We start from the raw sequence: 16,612 nt of genomic DNA, 5'->3' as shown, positions 1-16,612 counted from the left end.
TCATCCCGTGATCCGGACGGTGGTCGTCGAGCCCCAGATCGCGAAGCTCAGGAAGAAGTCCGCGACGACGACGGTGACGATGGACGTGCGGATCGCCTTGCCGACCGCGATGCCGACCCCGGCCGGGCCGCCGGAGGCGGTGTAGCCGTAGTAGCAGTGGATCAGGATGATCGCGACGGCGAGGATGATCAGCTTGAGGAAGCTGTAGAGGATGTCGATCGGCGGCAGGAACGCCAGGAAATAGTGGTCGTAGGTCCCGCCCGACTGCCCGTACATCAGCGTCGTGATCAGCCGCGGGCTGAGGTAGGAGGCGCACAGGGCGACGATGTAGAGCGGGATGACGGCCAGGAACCCGGCGATCATCCGGGTTGTGACCAGGTAGGGAAGGCTCGGCACGCCCATCGCCTCGAGCGCGTCGATCTCCTCCGAGATCCGCATCGCACCCAGCCTCGCCGTGTAGCCGCAGCCGACGGTCGCGGCCAGCGCGATCGCGGAGATCAGCGGGGCGACCTCGCGGGTGTTGAAGAAGGCCGAGATGAACGCGGAGAACTTCGCGACACCGATCTGACTCAGGCTGGCGTAGCCCTGGATGCCGACCTCGGAACCGGCGAAGAAGGCCATGAAGGCGATCACGCCGACGGTGCCGGCGATCATCGTCAGGCCGCCGGCGCCGAAGGCGACCTCGGCCAGGATGTTGAGGATCTCCCGCTTGTAGCGGCGGATGGTGCGGGGAGCCCAGGCCAGGGCCTTGACGTAGAAGAGCAGCTGGTCGCCATAGCCCTCGACGGCATGGCGCTGCTCCTTGACGATCTGGTTGCCCACCTGGGCGAGCGTGTTGGTCACCGGGGGATCACAACCCGTCCTGAGGAACGATCTGGAAGTAGACCGCGGTCATGATGGAGTTGAGGACGAACAGCATCATGAACGCGATGATCACGGCCTCGTTGACCGCTCGGCCGACGCCGCTGGGACCACCCTGGGCGTTGAGGCCGTTGTAGGCGCCGATGATCGCCGCCAGGAACCCGAACAGGGCCGACTTGACCATCGAGATGTAGAGGTCGGGAAGGCTCGCCAGCGCGGTGAAGCTCGACAGGAACGCACCGGCCGAACCGCCCTGCACGATCACGGTGAAGAAGTAGCCGCCACCGATCCCGGTCGCGATCACGATCCCGTTGATCATCACCGAGACGAACAGGCACGCGAGCACCCGCGGGATCACCAGCCGGATCACCGGGTCGATGCCCAGCACCTCCATCGCGTCGATCTCCTCACGGATCTTGCGCGATCCCATGTCGGAGCAGATCGCCGACCCGGCAGCCCCGGCGATGATCAGCGCGGCCGCCATCGGCGCCGCCTCCCTGACCACCGCGAGCACCGCCGTCGCTCCCGCGAACGACTGCGCCCCGAGCTGGCCGGCGAGGTTGCCGACCTGCAGCGAGATGACCGCTCCGAACGGGATCGAGACCAGCACCGCGGGCAGCAGCGTGACGCTGGTGATGAACCAGGCCTGCTCGAGGAACTCCCGCATCTGGAACTTGGTTGTGAAGGTGCCCTTGACGACCTCTCCGGTCATCAGGCCCATCCCGCCGACGCCTCGGACCAGCGAGGCGAACTGCACTGCCATCCTGCACCTTTCGGGTGGTCTTGTGACTCGGCTCACGTTTCAAGCCTGTAGTAGAACATGTTTCAGTTCTGAGGGCAACGACCCGCCGCGACATGCCCGGGAACAGGGTGGGAGGTATTCCGGTCCAACGACTTACCCGCCGGTAGGTGACGCGGATCACAGGATCCTCCACCCCTGTGCGGCGGTCGGAGAAGGTCGTTCTCGCATGCTGGTCCTGAGCGTGATCGGACTGGTCGGGACCATCGGCATGGGTAAGAAGTCCGCACCGGTGTGTCTCGCCGCGATGAGACGGTTAGATTGGGGACTGTGATGAGACTGTCGCCGGGGGGCGTCATGAGGTTCCTACGCCGCCTGCTCCTCGCCGTGTTCGGCGTGCCGGTGGCGCTGGCCGTCGTGATGAGCCTCGTCGACGGCTACCGCAGCCGCGGGAAGCGCGGCCGAAGGGGCAAGCCGTTCCCGGTGACGCCACCGCTGACCAACAGCGTCGGCGACGGCACGGTCACCACCTACACGTTCGGCAACGACCTCTACGAGGACATGATCGCCGCCATCGAGGGGGCGAAGAAGCAGATCTTCCTCGAGACGTACATCTGGAAGGGCGACGAGGTCGGCCAGCGGTTCAAACAGGCGCTGGCCTCGGCGACCGAACGAGGGGTCGACGTCTACTGCATCTACGACGAGCTCGCCAACCTCGTGGTGCCTTCCCGCTTCAAGCGCTTCCCCGAGGGGATGCACGTCCTGCGCTACCCCACCTACGCGGCGGGGTGGCGCTTCTTCGACCTCTCCCGCTACGGCCGCGACCACCGCAAGATCCTGGTCGTCGACGACACGGTCGGGTTCGTCGGCGGCTACAACATCGGGACCGCGTACGCCACCGAGTGGCGCGACACGCATGTGCGCATCACCGGCCCCGGCGTGTGGGACCTGCGCCGCGCGTTCGCCGACTTCTGGAACCTCAACCGGCGGCGGCCGCACCCGCTGACCCACAGCAACGGCGCCGAAGGCCCGCTGCTCATCGAGACCGCGCCGTCCTGGGAGCCCGATCTCCGGTTCCACCGCAACGTGCCCCGGCTGTGGATGTTCCCGATCCGGTCGATGTACCTGGAGGCGATCAACCGGGCCTCCCGCAACATCTACCTGACCACCGCCTACTTCGTCCCCGACGAGGACTTCGTGGACGCGCTCAAGGCCGCGGCGCGGCGCGGAGTCGACGTACGCATCCTGCTGCCGCTGAAGTCGAACCACATCGTCGTCGACTGGATCTCGCGCGGCTACTTCTCCCAGCTGCTCGGCTCGGGAGTGCGGATCCTGCGGTTCAAGGACGCGATGATCCACGCCAAGACCGCCACCGTCGACGGCTTCTGGTCCACCGTCGGCACCGCCAACATCGACCGGCTCTCGCTGACCGGCAACTACGAGATCAATCTGGAGATCTTCGACCGCGACGTCGCCAAGCAGATGGAGGAGATCTTCTCCCGCGACGAGTCCAACGCGATCGAGCTGACCGCCGATGAGTGGGCCTCCCGCGAGATCCACCGGAAGTTCACCGAATTGGTTCTCACTCCCCTACGCCCCCTGCTCTGAAGGCCCGCCGTCAAGAAGGCAGGTGGGTCCGCGGCGACATCTTCGGACCCCGACGAGGCCGCTTTCCGGCACCGCGGTAGATGAGGGCGACCACGCGAGCGCGATGCGGGCGGAACCGCTCCAGATAGTCGCGGAGCCGGTCGTCGTCCCAGGCCTGGTTGGTCAGCGCCCAGCCGACGTCCTTGGCGAGGTGGTAGTCACCGAAGCTGACGGCGTCGGGGTCGCCGAGCGCGCGCTGGCGCACCTCGGCGACGGTCCACTCCCCGATGCCCGGGATGGTGGTGAGCCGCCGCTCGACCTCCTCACCCGGGAGGCCGGCGGTGCGCTCGACCGCCGTCGCGACCCGGGCGGCCTGGAGAACGGCCTTGGAGCGGGCCGGGTCGACCGGCAGGCGCAACCAGTCCCAGCTCGGGACCGTCCGGAGCGTCTCGGGTGTCGGCTGCAGGCGCAGCCCGTGATCGGCGCCGGGGCCGGGGGCGACCTCACCGAAGCGCCTGACCAGGTTGCCGAAGCCGCGGAACGCCTCGTTGTTGGTCACCTTCTGCTCGATGATCGAGGGCACCAGCGCTTCCATCATCAGTCCCGTACGCCCGAAGCGCGGCACCTCGAAACGCTCCAGCAGACCCGCGAGCAGCGAGTCGTCGGTGTGGAACTCCTCGGGGCGGTCGCCCGATCCCAGCAGCCCCGGCACGTGCTCCAGCGCCCACTCCGCACCCTCACCCCACGCCTCCGACTCCACCTCGGCGTCGCGCTGGCGAAGCCTGAGCGTGGCAGGGCCCTGTGGCGTACGGATGGCTCGCCAGTGGTCCTCGCCGAGGATCTTGTACGTCGGGTCGCCCAGCCCACGCCGAAGCGGCCGCAGCATCGAGGCGAGACCGACGGCGTAGCCCGGGCGGACCGTCCGCTGCGCACTCATGCTTCGAGGTTAGCCCGCGGGAAGACCCGGCTGGTGGTCAGATGGGTCGCCCGGCCGGTGGAGTCGCGGCCAGTGAACCCGAAGACATGGTGTGCGCCGTGGAGGGCGTCGGCGGTGACGACCTGATCGATGGCGTACGGGAGGACCTCGTAGCTCTGCGGCGCGTCGCCGATCGCGGCGCCCTCGGGGCCGGGGATCTCCTCGACCCACAGCCGGCCGTCGGGCTCCTGGCGCAGCGTCCAGTCGACGATCCGGGCGCGGTAGGTGCCGACCAGCCGGTCGGCGTCGAAGCCGAACGGCGGCTGGGGTGGTGGCACCGGGTCGGGCGCGATCCGTACGCCCGCGAGCTCGTCAATGAGGTGGCCCACGACGTCGTGGTAGAGCCCGTAGGTGTCGCCGCCGTTGGTGAGCAGCGCGACCGCCAGGCCGTGCTCGGGCATCATCCGGAAGAACGCCGACTGCCCGATCGTCTGGCCGTCGTGGCCGACGATCCCCTGGCCGATGTCGTCGAGGGACCAGCCCAGGCCGCGCGCGTCGGACCGGGTCGATGCGGGATGGTCGACCTGCCTGGTCAACACCTCGGCACAGGAGGCCGCCGAGACGACCCGGGTGCCGTCAGAGGCCGTCCCGCCGGCGAGATGCATGGCGGCGAAGCCGAGGAGATCGCGTACGCGCATCGACAGCATCGCGCCGACCGGGCCGCTGGCCCGTGCCATCCCCCAGGCCGGGCCCGGACGCAGGACATGGTCGGGAGCAGGGTCGATGTGGCCCATCGCGGCGCGGAACCTGATCGCGTCGTAGGCGGTGGTGGCGATGTGGGTGAGGCCCATCGGGGCGGCGAGGCGCTCCTGGAGCGCCCGGTCCCAGGTGGTGCCGCGCAGCACCTCCACCAGGCGCCCGAGGACGGCGAAGCCCGCATTGGAGTAGGAGAACCGCTCCGCCGGGGCGAAGATCTGCGGCAGGTCGCCCATCGAGGCGACGAACCGCTCGACCGCGTCGTCACCCGGCCCGTGGTCGGTGAAGATGTCGCCCTCGAAGCCGGCCGTATGGGAGAGCAGCTGACGGACCGTGATGTTCGTGGCCGCCTCCTCGTCGGCGATGGCGAACTCCGGCAGGTGGCGCCTGACCTCGTCATCGAGGCCGACCCTGCCCTCGTCGACGAGCTGCATCACCAGATCTGTGGTCCACAGCTTGGTGATCGAGCCGACCTGGAACAGCGAGTCGGCGGTCGCCTCCACACCGGTGTCGAGGTTGAGGATGCCGACGGCGTAGTCGATGACCTGACCGTCCTGAAGCACGCCGACAGCCGCCGCGGGCACGCGACGACGTGCCAGCAGGGCGGGCAGCTCGGACTCGATCCAGGAGCGGGCGGCGGCAAGCGACATGGGGCGAGGATAGGCGGAGCGGCTCAGCGCTCGGTGTCGGCGAGAGCCGTCAAGGCGCGCTCGAACGCCGCCCGGTCGGCCGGGTCGAGATCGGCCAGCAGCTCGGTCTCCATCGCCCCGATGGCGTCGCGGCAGCTGCGGAGGACCCGAGACCCTGCTGAGGTCAGGGAGACGATCCGGTTGCGGCGGTCGGCCGGGTCGGGCTCGCGCTCCACCATGCCTTGCGTCTCGAGGCGGTCCAGGTTGCCGATCAGGCGGGTCTTGTCGCGGCCGGTCGAGGCGGCGAGCTGTGCTTGCGTGGGTGCGTCCGACTCCGCCAGCGCGCTCAGCACCGCGTAGTCCCACATCTCCAGCCCGGCGGCGTCGAGGATCGGCTTCTCGCGAGCCATCACCTCGCGCATGAGTCGGGACAGCAGGAAGCCGAGCTCGGGTCGATCCACCGCAGAATCGTACCGCCCGACATATCATCTACGCATGCTTACGATCTACTCATGCTTACTTTTGAAGAGATGCTCACCGCCTACGACCGCGCCCTCGACGACACCACCATGCTCGCTTCCGGAGCTGGCGATCTGACCGTTTCCACCCCATGCGCCGGCTGGGACCTCGCGGACCTGTTCGGCCACATGGTCGGGCAGAACCTCGGCTTCGCGGCTGCGGTGGCCGACGGCGACGCGCCGGTGGCTGCGTACGAGTCCGTGCCGGTCGCCCTCGACGACGTCGCCCGGAGATGGCAGGAGTCGGCCGCCCGGGTTCGAGCTGCGTTCGATGCCGCCGACCCGGAGGCGACCGTCCACCTCGCCGAGTTCGGCTTCCGCCCGACCGTCGCGGTCGCGCTGGGCATGCAGCTGCTCGATGCCGCAGTGCACGCCTGGGACGTCGCGACGGCGCTCGGGCAGACCTACCGGCCGACCGAGGCCACAGTCAGCGTCGTCCTCGACATGGCCCGGCAGATCGCCGCGAGCCCGGGCGGGACACCGGTGTTCGGCGCACCGCTCGCCGAGGGCGGCCAGGACCCTTGGGGTGACGCGCTGCGCCTCCTCGGGCGCGATCCGGACCAGGCGGCGGCCGCCTGAGGTTCCTGGGAAGTGTCGGTGGCTTGATGTTCACTGGAGACATGCTGCTCGCCGACATCGTCTCCACCTCGAACGCCGTCGCCGCGACCCGGTCGCGGAAGGCGAAGGTCACCGCGCTGGCGGAATGCCTCGGCGCAGCCACGCGCAACGAGCTGCCGGTGGTGACCGCCTATCTCGCCGGCACGCTGCTGCAGCGGCGTACGGGGCTGGGGTGGCGCTCGCTCACCGCGCTCCCCTCGCCCGCGGCGGAGGCGTCACTCACGGTGAGCGACGTGCACGAGGCGTTCGAGCGGATGTCGCTACTCGCAGGCTCGGGCTCACAGGTCGCCCGGGCAGCCGAGGCAGAGACTCTCTTCGGCGCGGCGACCACGGCGGAGCAGGTGTGGCTGCGAGGCGTCGTCACCGGCGAGGTACGCCAAGGGGCGCTCGACTCGCTCGTGCAGGAGGCGCTCGCGGTTGCTGCCGGGGTGCCGTTGCCGGCCGTACGCCGCGCCGCGATGCTGGCCGGCTCGACCGTGGTGGTCGCAGGGCTCGCTTTCGACGGCGAGGAGGCACTCGCCGAGGTCGGCCTGGTCGTGGGGCGGCCCGCGCTGCCGATGCTCGCCTCGTCGGCGGGCTCGGTCGAGGAGGCCATGGCCAAGCTCGGCGAGGCGGTCGTGGTCGACACCAAGCTCGACGGCATCAGGATCCAGGCCCACAAGTCGGGCTCCGAGGTACGCATCGCGACCCGCACCCTGGAGGACATCACTGCGCGGCTGCCCGAGGTGGCGGAGATCGTCGCCTCCTTCCAGGCCGACACGCTGGTGCTGGACGGCGAGGCCATGACGCTCGGCCCCGACGGGCGGCCGCGGCCGTTCCAGGAGACCGCCTCGCGCACCGCGACCCGGTCGGCCGCCGACACGGTCGTCGCGCCGTACTTCTTCGACATCCTCCACGTCGACGGCCGCGACCTCATCGACCTGGCGCTCGACCAGCGCCTCACCGAGCTCGACCGGATCGTTCCCGAGCGGCATCGGGCGCCGCGGCTAGTCACCGTAGATACCGAGGAGGCGGAGCGGTTCGCCAGCGACGTACTCTCCGCCGGTCATGAGGGTGTCGTCGTCAAGGGGGTCGGCCTGCCCTGGGAGGCGGGGCGGCGTGGCTCGGGCTGGATCAAGGTCAAGCCCGTCCACACCCTCGATCTGGTCGTCATCGGGATCGAGTGGGGTTCGGGACGCCGCAAGGGCTGGCTCTCCAACATCCATCTCGGCGCCCGGGGCGCCGACGGCGAGTTCGTGATGATCGGCAAGACGTTCAAGGGCATGACCGACCAGATGCTGGCCTGGCAGACCGAGCGCTTCACCGAGCTCGCCATCGGGGGCACCGACGACTGGCAGGTGAAGGTCCGCCCCGAGCAGGTGGTCGAGATCGCCTTCGACGGGGTGCAGCGCTCGACGCGCTACCCGGGCGGCGTCGCGCTGCGATTCGCCAGGGTGGTGCGCTACCGCGACGACAAGTCGCCGGCGGAGGCGGACACGATAGATACCGTCAGAATGTATCTTCAGTGACCTGATCGGGATACCGGGTGCAGGTGGCCCCGACCGATCCTTTAATCTCACTCCGCGTGCCCCCACACGCCTATGCGCGCTTCGTCGCGATTCTCGCGACGCTGACGACGATCTTGGGACCCGCCGCCATCAACCCGGCCCACGCCTCCACTGGCGCCGCCTCGGCCGACCTCTCGGTCGCTGCGCCGAGCGCCAGCGTCTCCCGGCCGATCCTGGGTGAGTCGTTCACGCTGAGCGGCTCGCTCGGGGCCAGCGTGAGCCGGGTGGTCCGGCTGGAGCGCTACCACGACGGCGCCTGGCTGCCCGTTCAGAAGCAGACCGCTGCGACGTCCGGGCACTACTCGTTCGGCGTGACCCAGTCGTCCTGGCGGACGCGCTGGCGGGTCCTCGCGCCCGGCGTCGAGCGTCAGGGGCAGAGCTGGCCGATGCGGGTCACGGAGCCGCGTACGCTCTTCGGGCAGCCGCAGGCCGTCACGACCAGCATGGCGAGGTCGGTGCGTGCCGGGAGCGCGGTGCGGATCAACCTCTTCGCTGCGCCAGCCCGCCCGGGACGGGTGCTCACCCTTCAGCGCGACAGCGGCGACGGATGGGAGAACGTCGCCAACCTCACCACCGGCGCGACCGGCCATGCGACGTACGTCTTCAGGACCCGCGAGGTGGCGAAGACGCGGTTCCGGACGGTCGCCCGGGCGCACCAGGGCGCACCGGCGTTCGTGGGTTCCTCGGCGGCCGTCTACGCCCTCGGCGGGAGGCCGGTCGGGGTGATGGCCTGGCGCGGCGACTCGGGCAGCTACCCGGAGAACACCCTGGACGCTTTCCGCAGTGCGGTGCGGGAGCGGGCCGACTTCATCGAGATGGACTTCCAGCCCACGGCCGACGGCGAGTGGGTGCTGGTGCACGACGGCGACTTCAGGCGTACGACCGACGTCGAGGCCCGCTTCCCCGAGCGCCGGACCGCGAGTCCGCGGGAGTTCACCCTCGCCGAGGTGCAGTCGCTCGACGCCGGCTCGTGGATGGGGCCGCAGTTCCGGGGCGTCCGGGTCCCGACGATCGAGGAGACCTTCGACGCCATCGACGCGGCCGAGCGCCTCCACGGCCATCGGGTGCGGCTCGTGGTCGAGCTCAAGGGCGAGAGTGCCGCCGAGATGCGTGCGCTCTACCGCAAGGTCGTCTCGCTACGTCCGGACTGGGTCTCCAGGAAGGGCCACGGCGACAAGGCGATCTTCATGAGCTTCGACGCGAGCCACTTCGACTTCCCCGGCGCCGAGAGGACCGGGATGGAGACGGTCGCCGTCAAGGACGAGCCCGATCCCGCGGACCTTTACGATCAGGACTTCACACAGGTGCACATCCACACCCGGCTGCTCGAGGCCGCCCTCGTGGACCGCTACCGCGGCAAGGGAGCCGAGGTCGGCACCTGGCCGGCGGTCGGCACCGCCTCCGTGCTGCGCGCCGCGGTCGCGGGGGTCGACTACGTCACCACCGACGATGTCGCGGGCGCCCGCCGCGCACTGCTCCACTAGGCCGATGTGAGGACGGACACTCACAGTGCAACTCGGAGTTGCACACCGCGTACAGTGTGCTTGTGAGCAGCCGACCAAGCACCTCCCACTCCGCCTCGGGCTCCGCTTCGGCCCCCGGCTCCGGGTCTGACGGCCGCCGCTCGGCCGCCGCCGCCCGGCGCCGTGCGCGTGAGGCAGACATCGTCGCCGCAACCCGCCGGCTCTTCGACGAGCGCGGGGTGAGCGACGCCCAGATCGAGGACATCGCCAAGGCGGTCGGCATCAACCGCGCGATCGTCTACCGGCACTTCACCGGCAAGGACGAGATCTTCGCGCTGACCCTGGTCGGCTACCTCGACGAGCTCCGCGAGCGGATGCTCATCGCAACCGAGGGCGACAGCGCCCCCACCGACGTGGTCCGCGACGTCGTCGGCACCTTCGTCGACTACGGGATCGAGCATCCCGCCTTCGTCGACTGCGCCCAGACGCTGATGCGTCGCAGCGGCTCCGACCTGCTCGACGAGCTCTCCGAGAGCGCCCTGTTCCGCCTGGGCCGGGCGATGAACGGCTGCCTCACGATCCTCACCACCGTCTTCGAGGACGGCGCCGCCTCCGGCGAGCTCCACGTCAAGGACGCCAACCTGCTCGCCAACACGCTCTACGCCTCCGGCCTCGGCGCCCTCCAGCTCGCCCGCGTCGGCATCCTCGTCTCGGAGTCCGCCCCCGGCGTACCCACCGTCGGCTCCGTCTCCCCCGACCAGGTCCGCGACTTCCTCGTCACCTCCGCCCTGGCCCTCACCGCCAAATAACGCCGAGCCGTCACATACGTCGGCCGAAACGTCACGTACGACGGTCGAGACGTCGGTTGTGGCGGTCGAGACGTCAGTTGTGGGGGCCGAGATTGCAGTTGTGGGCGCCGAAACTCGAACTTCGTCGCCCACAACTACATTCTCGGCCGCCGCTTCTACCGATTCGGCGGGCTAGCAACAGTCGAAGCGTCACATACGTCGGCCGAGCTGGCAGTCGGGTGCAAACTCGGCCGACGGGGGTGACGCTTCGGCCGACGCAGGTGACGCTTCGGCGTGAGGGTTACTTCTCCAGGATGGCGACTACGCCCTGTCCGCCCGCGGCGCAGACCGAGATCAGGCCGCGGCCGGAGCCCTTCTCGTCGAGGAGCTTGGCGAGGTTGTTGATGATGCGGCCGCCGGTGGCGGCGAAGGGGTGGCCGGCGGCGAGGCTGGAGCCCTTGACGTTGAGCTTCTCGCGCGGGACCGACCCCAGCGGGGCGTCGAGGCCGAGCTTGTCCTTGCAGAAGTCAGGGGACTCCCAGGCGGCGAGGGTCGAGAGGACCTGCGACGCAAACGCCTCGTGGATCTCGAAGAAGTCGAAGTCGTCGAAGGTCAGGCCGTTGCGGGCCAGCAGGCGCGGGACGGCGTACGCGGGAGCCATCAGGAGGCCCTCGCCACCGGCGACGTAGTCGACTGCGGCGACCTCGGCGTCGACGAAGTAGGCCAGGACCGGCAGGTTCTTGGCGGCGGCCCACTCCTCGCTCGCGAAGAGCACGGCCGAGGCGCCGTCGGTCAGCGGCGTCGAGTTGCCGGCCGTCATGGTCGGGTTCTCACCCTTGACCCCGAAGACGGGCTTGAGCGTCGCGAGCTTCTCCACGGTCGAGCCCGGGCGGAGGTTGTTGTCCTTCTCCAGACCGCGGAACGGGGTGATCTGGTCCTCGAACCAGCCGGCCTCGTACGCGGCGCCGAGCTTCTGGTGGGAGGCGGCGGCCAGCTCGTCCTGGGCTTCGCGGGTGATGCCCCACTCCTGCGCGGTCAGCGCGGCGTGCTCACCCATGGAGAGCTTGGTGCGCGGCTCGACGTTGGCGGGGATGTTGGGGATGACGTCGGCCGGGCGGAGCTTGGCGAAGGCCTTCACACGGTCGATGTTGGTCTTGGCGCGGTTGGCCTCGAGCAGGACCTTGCGGAGCTTCTCGCCCAGCGCGATCGGCGCGTCGGAGGTGGTGTCGGTGCCACCGGCGATGCCGGAGTCGATCTGGCCGAGCGCGATCTTGTTGGCGATGTAGGTCGCGGCCTGGAGGCCGGTGCCGCAGGCCTGCTGCAGGTCGACGGCGGCCGTCTCGGGGGCCAGCTTGGACCCGAGGACCGACTCGCGGGTCAGGTTGAAGTCGCGCGAGTGCTTGAGCACCGCGCCGGAGGCGACCTCACCGATGCGCTCGCCCTCGATGCCGAAGCGAGCGGCGAGGCCGTCGAGGACGGCGGTGAACATCTCCTGGTTGGACGCGGTCGCGTACGCACCGTTGGAGCGGGCGAAAGGAATACGGTTGCCGCCCACGATGGCGACACGACGAGTGGTGGTCATGAGTTCATCCTTGTCTGATGAAGCGCTTTGGAGAAGGGTATGTCAGAGAGATCACGAAAAGTGGACACCGAGTTACACGCCTAGTTACAACTGGCCAGTAACATACCAATGTACGCCTCAGAGACCACGTCCAGAAGGATCAGAGAGACCATGAGCGACAAGTACCAGAGCTTCACCCAGTCGGCGATCGGCAAGGTCCTCGTCAAGAACCTCGGGCTGCCGAGCCCCGCCAAGCTCGAGCGGTACGCAGCCGGTGCCCCGCTCGTGAAGGGCACCGTCCTCGTCGGCGGACGTGGTCGTCTGGCCGAGTCGCTGGGCGGGCTCCTCGGCGAGCTGGACATCACCTCGACAGACTCCGCCACCGCCGGCGCCAAGTTCAAGGGCCTCGTCTTCGACGCCACCGGCCTCACCTCGACCGCAGACCTGGTCGCGCTCCAGGAGTTCTTCACCCCGGTGCTGCGCAGCCTGGAGAACAACCCGCGCGTGGTCGTGATCGGCACCCCGCCCGAGCAGCTCAAGGGCGCAGAGCGGGTCGCGCAGCGCGCGCTGGAGGGCTTCACCCGCAGCCTCGGCAAGGAGATCGGCAAGGGCGGCACCGTCCAGCTCGTCTACGTCGCCGAGGGCTTCGAGGGCTCGCTGCTCTCCACGCTGGCCTTCCTGCTCTCCCCGAAGAGCGCCTACGTCTCCGGCCAGGTCGTGCGGATCGGCACCAAGAACGCCTCCCCCGCCGCCGAGCAGGTGGACCCGAAGAAGCCACTGACCGGCAAGGTCGCGCTCGTCACCGGCGCCGCGCGCGGCATCGGCGAGGAGATCGCCAAGGTCCTGCAGCGCGACGGCGCGACCGTCGTCGGTCTCGACATCCCGCCCGCCGAGGACGACCTGAAGAAGGTCACCCCCGACTACATCACCGCCGACATCACCTCCGCAGACGCACCGGCCACGATCGCCGCCTACCTCCAGGAGAAGTTCGGCGGCGTCGACATCGTCGTGCACAACGCCGGTGTCACCCTCGACAAGAAGCTGGCCAACCAGAAGGCCGACCGCTTCGGCAAGGTGCTCGAGATCAACATCACCGCTCCGGAGCGGATCACCGCCGAGCTGCTCGAGCAGAAGCTGGTCCGCCCCAACGGCCGCATCATCGGCGTCTCCTCGATCGCCGGCATCGCCGGCAACCTCGGCCAGACCTCCTACGGCGCCTCGAAGGCCGCCGTCATCGGCTTCGTCGACTCGTTGGCCGAGGAGCTCCCCGACGGCATCACCGTCAACGCGGTCGCGCCGGGCTTCATCATCACGCAGATGACCGCGGCGGTGCCGTTCGCGACGCGTGAGGTCGGCCAGCGGCTCAACGCGATGGCCCAGGGCGGCCTGCCGGTCGACGTCGCCGAGACCATCGCCTGGTACGCCTCGCCGGCCTCCACCGGCGTCAACGGCAACGTCGTGCGGGTCTGCGGCCAGATGATGCTGGGGGCCTGATGAGCACGCCCAAGACCGAGCCCAGCTTCACCGGCAGGTCCGGTCCCGCTCTGCTCGTCCGGGCCGCGCTGCCAGCCATTCCCGGCATCAACGCGCTCCCGGGGATCAAGAAGACTGGCGTCGCCTACGAGGAGCTCAGCCTCACCCGCGAGCCGGTCGTCCTCGAGCGGGACGCGGTCGACGCCTACGCCGAGCTGTGCGGCTTCCCGATCAAGGACACCGTGCCGCTCCCCTACCCGCACATGCTGGCCTTCCCGCTGCACATGGCGCTGATGTCCTCGCCGGACTTCCCCTCGCCCGCGATGGGGATGGTCCACATCGAGAACTCGATCAGCGGCTATCGCCCGGTCTCGGTCGGCGAGGCGGTTGCGGTCACGGCGACCGTGGGGCAGCCCGAGCCGCACCCGGTCGGCAAGGCGTACCGGTTCCTGACCGTCGCCACCGTCGAGGGCGAGGTCGTGTGGGAGTCCACCTCGACCTACCTCGTCCGCGGCAAGCGCAACCCCGACGTCTCCTGGAAGTCCGACCTCATCGACGTGGATCCGTCCGGGCCGGTCTTCCCGCTCAAGGCCGACCTGGGCCGGCGCTACGCCAAGGTCGCCGGCGACTACAACCCGATCCACCTCTACCCGCTGACCGCGAAGGCGCTCGGGTTCAAGAGGCAGATCGCACACGGGATGTGGACCAAGGCGCGCTGCATCGCGGCGCTGGAGAACCGGCTCCCGGGCGCGGTTCGAGTGGATGTCGCGTTCAAGAAGCCCGTCTTCCTGCCCTCCTCGGTCGCGTTCGGGTCGCTGAAGCACCTGGACGGCTACGACTTCTCGCTCCACAAGCGCGGCTCGGACACGCTGCACCTGGTGGGGCGTACGACCGCTCTGTGACCCCGAGGGCCGCCACGATTTAACCCGTGGCGGCCCAGGTCCTGCAGGTGAGACGGTGCTCGCATGCCCGCCCCACTCCAGCTCCCGCCGCGCTACACCGAGCGGCCGTTGACACTCGCCGATGCCGCCGCCGTGACCCGAGTGATGGCGGCGAACGAGCTGGCGACCGTGGGCGAGGTCCTCATCGAGGAGGCCGACATCGTCGCGGAGTGGCAGCGGCCTTCCTTCGACGTCGGTGCGGCCACCGTCGGAGTGCTCGGACCCGATGGTGAGCTGGTGGCCTATGCGGAGTGCTCCGGCGGCGCCCGAGCCGACGCGGCCGTCCACGCCGACCACTGGGATCGCGGGATCGGCACCGCCCTCGCCGGCTGGATCAGTGCCCGCGCTGCCGAGCTCGGGGAGCCGGTCATCGGCATGCCGGTCCCCCAGGGCTCGCCCGGCGACCGGCTGCTCGAGTCGCTGAACTGGTTCCCACGCTGGGAGTCTTGGGTGCTGGTGCTGCCCGAGGACGCGGCGATCCCGGTGCGGGAGCTGCCCGCGGCGTACGCCATCCGGGCAGCCACCCCGCAGGACCACGAGCAGGTGTGGACCGTGATCGAGGACGCCTTCCTGGAGTGGTCCGAGCGCGAGCGTGAGCCGTATGCCGACTGGGTCGCCACGACCATAGAGCGTCCCGGCGCCGAGCCGTGGAACGTCCGCGTGGTCACCGGCCCGGACGGCGCCGTGGTCGCCGCGGCGGTCCTGGTGATGACCGAGGACGGCCGGGAGGGGTACGTCAGCAGGCTGGCCACCCGCAAGGACCAGCGCAACCGTGGCCTGGCCCAGGCGCTCCTCGCCGACGCGTTCGGCGCTGCCCGCGCCCATGGAGCGACGCGTGCGACCTTGTCTACGGATTCCCGCACCGGCGCCCTCGACCTCTACCGCCACGTCGGCATGGAGGTCGAGTCCACCTGGGTCCACCGCGCGACCCGCCCCTGATCCCACGTCGACACCCCGTCCTCGGCTACCATCTTGCGTCCAGGAGGTGGACAGACATGTCCGACGTACTGATCCGAGGCCTCTCGGATGACGAGCTCGCGCGCATCGACACCGAGGCGACGCGGCTCGGGCTCACCCGCAACGAGTATCTTCGCCGATGGTTCACGCCCGACGCTCTGCGTCCGCTGCCACCGGCGCGACCCGTGGCCGGCGGCGACTTCGCGAAGTTCGCCCCGCTCGCCGACCGGGGTCTGATGCGTGACGCATGGTCGTGAGGCGACCCTGGCTGATGCACCGGTCGGCACTCGCCCGGATGTCCACCAGCCCCGACGCTGAGAAGTGGTCCCGCCTGATCGAGCTGGGACAAGTACGCATCACCACCACCACGCTGCTCGAGATCGGCCACCTGGCCCGCTCGGAGCGGGAATGGTCCGAGCTGGTCGAGGACGTGCCGGTGATCCACATGCCGCTCGCGACCCTCACGCCGCGGACCGAGGCACGCGCGCTGGAGATCCAGCGGATCGTTCTCCGCGACGGCCGCCACCGGGCGCCGTCGGTGCCGGACCTGCTGGTGGCCGCGGTCGCGGAGGAGGCCGACCTCACAGTCCTCCACGCCGACAACGACGTCGATCTCATCACCCGCACCACCGGTCAGCCGGTCGAGCGGCTTCGCGCCTGACCAGCGGCGCGACTCAGAAGAGCTCGCGGACCTTCTCGATCGGCCGCGCGAGCACGCCACGATCGCCCTTGAGCACGATCGGGCGCTGCAGCAGGGCAGGGTGCTCGACCATCAGCGCGACCAGCTCGTCCTCGGAGAGGTCGCGGTTGCCCAGGTCGAGCTCCTTGTAGACCGGCTCGCGCTTCCGCAGCACGTCACGAGCACTCAGGCCGGTCTTCGCGAGGATGTCCTTGACCTCCTCGGCCCGCAGGCCGAGCACGTGATAGTCGACCTTCTCGAAGTCGACGCCCTCCTCCTTGAGGAGAACGAACAGGTTCCGACACGTCGTGCAGGTCGGCTTCTCGTACACGGTGATCTGATCCACGGCGCCACCTTAGCCCGAGGGGTCGGTGCGCTATCGCGGCAGACGACCAGGGTGTGCGATAGTGCGCCGACCTATTTCTGGACACGATGATGAGACAGACGCGCCGAGTCGGCTCGTCCTGACTGAGATGCCCGCCGACAGAACCCAGCTGGCCCCGGTCAGCCAGGGGTGGTCGGCGCGGGGTAGCGCGGGCATCGCCGCCAGCAGCGACGGCGCCATCTGCGCGAGGGTCG

17 protein-coding genes are annotated in these 16,612 nt (G+C 69.5%); 10 read left to right on the top strand and 7 right to left on the bottom strand.

Annotated elements, in window-relative coordinates:
• Positions 1-843 (bottom strand): ABC transporter permease, encoded by an 843-nt coding sequence (locus AB0F44_RS00085; RefSeq protein ID WP_350658607.1) that lies wholly within the window; start codon positions 841-843, stop codon positions 1-3.
• A 7-nt stretch (positions 844-850) separates the two neighbouring features.
• Positions 851-1,582 carry an ABC transporter permease gene (locus AB0F44_RS00080; RefSeq protein ID WP_305367616.1) on the bottom strand — a complete coding sequence of 244 codons (732 nt, stop codon included), beginning with the start codon at positions 1,580-1,582 and terminating at the stop codon, positions 851-853.
• A gap of 375 nt (positions 1,583-1,957) precedes the next feature.
• Between AB0F44_RS00080 and AB0F44_RS00075 the strand changes: the two genes are divergently transcribed.
• Positions 1,958-3,208: a phospholipase D-like domain-containing protein gene (locus tag AB0F44_RS00075; RefSeq protein ID WP_357351470.1), complete on the top strand. Its 1,251-nt coding sequence runs from the start codon at positions 1,958-1,960 to the stop codon at positions 3,206-3,208.
• 10 nt (positions 3,209-3,218) lie between these two features.
• On the opposite strand, the gene AB0F44_RS00070 is transcribed toward AB0F44_RS00075, so the two are convergent.
• The 3 genes from AB0F44_RS00070 to AB0F44_RS00060 are packed head-to-tail and all read right to left on the bottom strand — an operon-like array spanning position 3,219 to position 5,949.
• A complete protein-coding gene (locus AB0F44_RS00070; protein ID WP_357351468.1) occupies positions 3,219-4,124 on the bottom strand; it encodes a DNA-3-methyladenine glycosylase 2 family protein in 906 nt (301 codons plus the stop codon).
• Positions 4,121-5,509, bottom strand: coding sequence for a serine hydrolase domain-containing protein (locus AB0F44_RS00065; protein WP_357351466.1), 1,389 nt, complete (start codon positions 5,507-5,509; stop codon positions 4,121-4,123). Before AB0F44_RS00065 ends, AB0F44_RS00070 begins: the two co-directional genes overlap by 4 nt.
• Before the next feature lie 23 nt (positions 5,510-5,532).
• A complete protein-coding gene (locus AB0F44_RS00060) occupies positions 5,533-5,949 on the bottom strand; it encodes a MarR family transcriptional regulator (protein ID WP_357351464.1) in 417 nt (138 codons plus the stop codon).
• Between the two features lie 51 nt (positions 5,950-6,000).
• Between AB0F44_RS00060 and AB0F44_RS00055 the strand changes: the two genes are divergently transcribed.
• The 4 genes from AB0F44_RS00055 to AB0F44_RS00040 all read left to right on the top strand — a co-directional run bounded on the left by AB0F44_RS00055 (position 6,001) and on the right by AB0F44_RS00040 (position 10,443).
• Positions 6,001-6,585, top strand: a complete 585-nt coding sequence (locus AB0F44_RS00055; RefSeq protein WP_357351462.1) for a TIGR03086 family metal-binding protein — start codon at positions 6,001-6,003, stop codon at positions 6,583-6,585.
• A 26-nt stretch (positions 6,586-6,611) separates the two neighbouring features.
• The gene (locus AB0F44_RS00050) at positions 6,612-8,132 is read left to right on the top strand and encodes an ATP-dependent DNA ligase (protein ID WP_357351460.1); all 1,521 of its coding nucleotides are present in this window, start codon (positions 6,612-6,614) and stop codon (positions 8,130-8,132) included.
• A 56-nt stretch (positions 8,133-8,188) separates the two neighbouring features.
• Positions 8,189-9,655 (top strand): glycerophosphodiester phosphodiesterase family protein, encoded by a 1,467-nt coding sequence (locus tag AB0F44_RS00045; RefSeq protein ID WP_357351458.1) that lies wholly within the window; start codon positions 8,189-8,191, stop codon positions 9,653-9,655.
• A gap of 62 nt (positions 9,656-9,717) precedes the next feature.
• Positions 9,718-10,443, top strand: coding sequence for a TetR/AcrR family transcriptional regulator (locus AB0F44_RS00040; RefSeq protein WP_357351456.1), 726 nt, complete (start codon positions 9,718-9,720; stop codon positions 10,441-10,443).
• Positions 10,444-10,723: 280 nt separating this feature from the next.
• On the opposite strand, the gene AB0F44_RS00035 is transcribed toward AB0F44_RS00040, so the two are convergent.
• Positions 10,724-12,004, bottom strand: coding sequence for an acetyl-CoA C-acetyltransferase (locus AB0F44_RS00035; RefSeq protein WP_357351454.1), 1,281 nt, complete (start codon positions 12,002-12,004; stop codon positions 10,724-10,726).
• A gap of 150 nt (positions 12,005-12,154) precedes the next feature.
• On the opposite strand from AB0F44_RS00035, the gene AB0F44_RS00030 reads away from it, so the two are divergent.
• The 5 genes from AB0F44_RS00030 (at position 12,155) to AB0F44_RS00010 (ending at position 16,015) form a co-directional block, all read left to right on the top strand.
• The gene (locus AB0F44_RS00030; RefSeq protein WP_357351452.1) at positions 12,155-13,477 is read left to right on the top strand and encodes a 3-oxoacyl-ACP reductase; all 1,323 of its coding nucleotides are present in this window, start codon (positions 12,155-12,157) and stop codon (positions 13,475-13,477) included.
• On the top strand, positions 13,477-14,358 hold the full coding sequence (locus AB0F44_RS00025) for a MaoC/PaaZ C-terminal domain-containing protein (protein WP_357351450.1): 882 nt from the start codon (positions 13,477-13,479) through the stop codon (positions 14,356-14,358). Before AB0F44_RS00030 ends, AB0F44_RS00025 begins: the two co-directional genes overlap by 1 nt.
• A gap of 63 nt (positions 14,359-14,421) precedes the next feature.
• Entirely contained in the window at positions 14,422-15,336 is a 915-nt protein-coding gene (locus tag AB0F44_RS00020) for a GNAT family N-acetyltransferase (protein ID WP_357351448.1), read from the top strand.
• A 56-nt stretch (positions 15,337-15,392) separates the two neighbouring features.
• The gene (locus AB0F44_RS00015; protein ID WP_091041496.1) at positions 15,393-15,611 is read left to right on the top strand and encodes a hypothetical protein; all 219 of its coding nucleotides are present in this window, start codon (positions 15,393-15,395) and stop codon (positions 15,609-15,611) included.
• A 14-nt stretch (positions 15,612-15,625) separates the two neighbouring features.
• Positions 15,626-16,015, top strand: coding sequence for a PIN domain-containing protein (locus AB0F44_RS00010; RefSeq protein WP_229788919.1), 390 nt, complete (start codon positions 15,626-15,628; stop codon positions 16,013-16,015).
• 13 nt (positions 16,016-16,028) lie between these two features.
• Here the strand turns inward: AB0F44_RS00010 and AB0F44_RS00005 are convergent, their stop codons facing one another.
• On the bottom strand, positions 16,029-16,379 hold the full coding sequence (locus AB0F44_RS00005) for an ArsC/Spx/MgsR family protein (RefSeq protein ID WP_357351445.1): 351 nt from the start codon (positions 16,377-16,379) through the stop codon (positions 16,029-16,031).
• Positions 16,380-16,612 lie beyond the last annotated feature (233 nt).

It is taken from the genome of Nocardioides sp. NPDC023903 (assembly GCF_040639295.1).
In the GTDB taxonomy this organism is placed as follows: Bacteria; Actinomycetota; Actinomycetes; order Propionibacteriales; family Nocardioidaceae; genus Nocardioides.
The sequence above is the reverse complement of the archived record's forward strand: the minus strand, read 5'-3'. Positions and strand labels throughout refer to the sequence as shown.

Coding starts and splice junctions, on each gene's coding strand:
- AB0F44_RS00065 (WP_357351466.1), bottom strand. CDS start 5,509: ATGTCGCTTGCCGCCGCCCGCTCCTGGATCGAGTCCGAGCTGCCCGCC.
- AB0F44_RS00035 (WP_357351454.1), bottom strand. CDS start 12,004: ATGACCACCACTCGTCGTGTCGCCATCGTGGGCGGCAACCGTATTCCT.
- AB0F44_RS00075 (WP_357351470.1), top strand. CDS start 1,958: ATGAGGTTCCTACGCCGCCTGCTCCTCGCCGTGTTCGGCGTGCCGGTG.
- AB0F44_RS00055 (WP_357351462.1), top strand. CDS start 6,001: ATGCTTACTTTTGAAGAGATGCTCACCGCCTACGACCGCGCCCTCGAC.
- AB0F44_RS00020 (WP_357351448.1), top strand. CDS start 14,422: ATGCCCGCCCCACTCCAGCTCCCGCCGCGCTACACCGAGCGGCCGTTG.
- AB0F44_RS00010 (WP_229788919.1), top strand. CDS start 15,626: ATGCACCGGTCGGCACTCGCCCGGATGTCCACCAGCCCCGACGCTGAG.
- AB0F44_RS00050 (WP_357351460.1), top strand. CDS start 6,612: ATGTTCACTGGAGACATGCTGCTCGCCGACATCGTCTCCACCTCGAAC.
- AB0F44_RS00070 (WP_357351468.1), bottom strand. CDS start 4,124: ATGAGTGCGCAGCGGACGGTCCGCCCGGGCTACGCCGTCGGTCTCGCC.
- AB0F44_RS00080 (WP_305367616.1), bottom strand. CDS start 1,582: ATGGGCCTGATGACCGGAGAGGTCGTCAAGGGCACCTTCACAACCAAG.
- AB0F44_RS00025 (WP_357351450.1), top strand. CDS start 13,477: ATGAGCACGCCCAAGACCGAGCCCAGCTTCACCGGCAGGTCCGGTCCC.
- AB0F44_RS00030 (WP_357351452.1), top strand. CDS start 12,155: ATGAGCGACAAGTACCAGAGCTTCACCCAGTCGGCGATCGGCAAGGTC.
- AB0F44_RS00015 (WP_091041496.1), top strand. CDS start 15,393: ATGTCCGACGTACTGATCCGAGGCCTCTCGGATGACGAGCTCGCGCGC.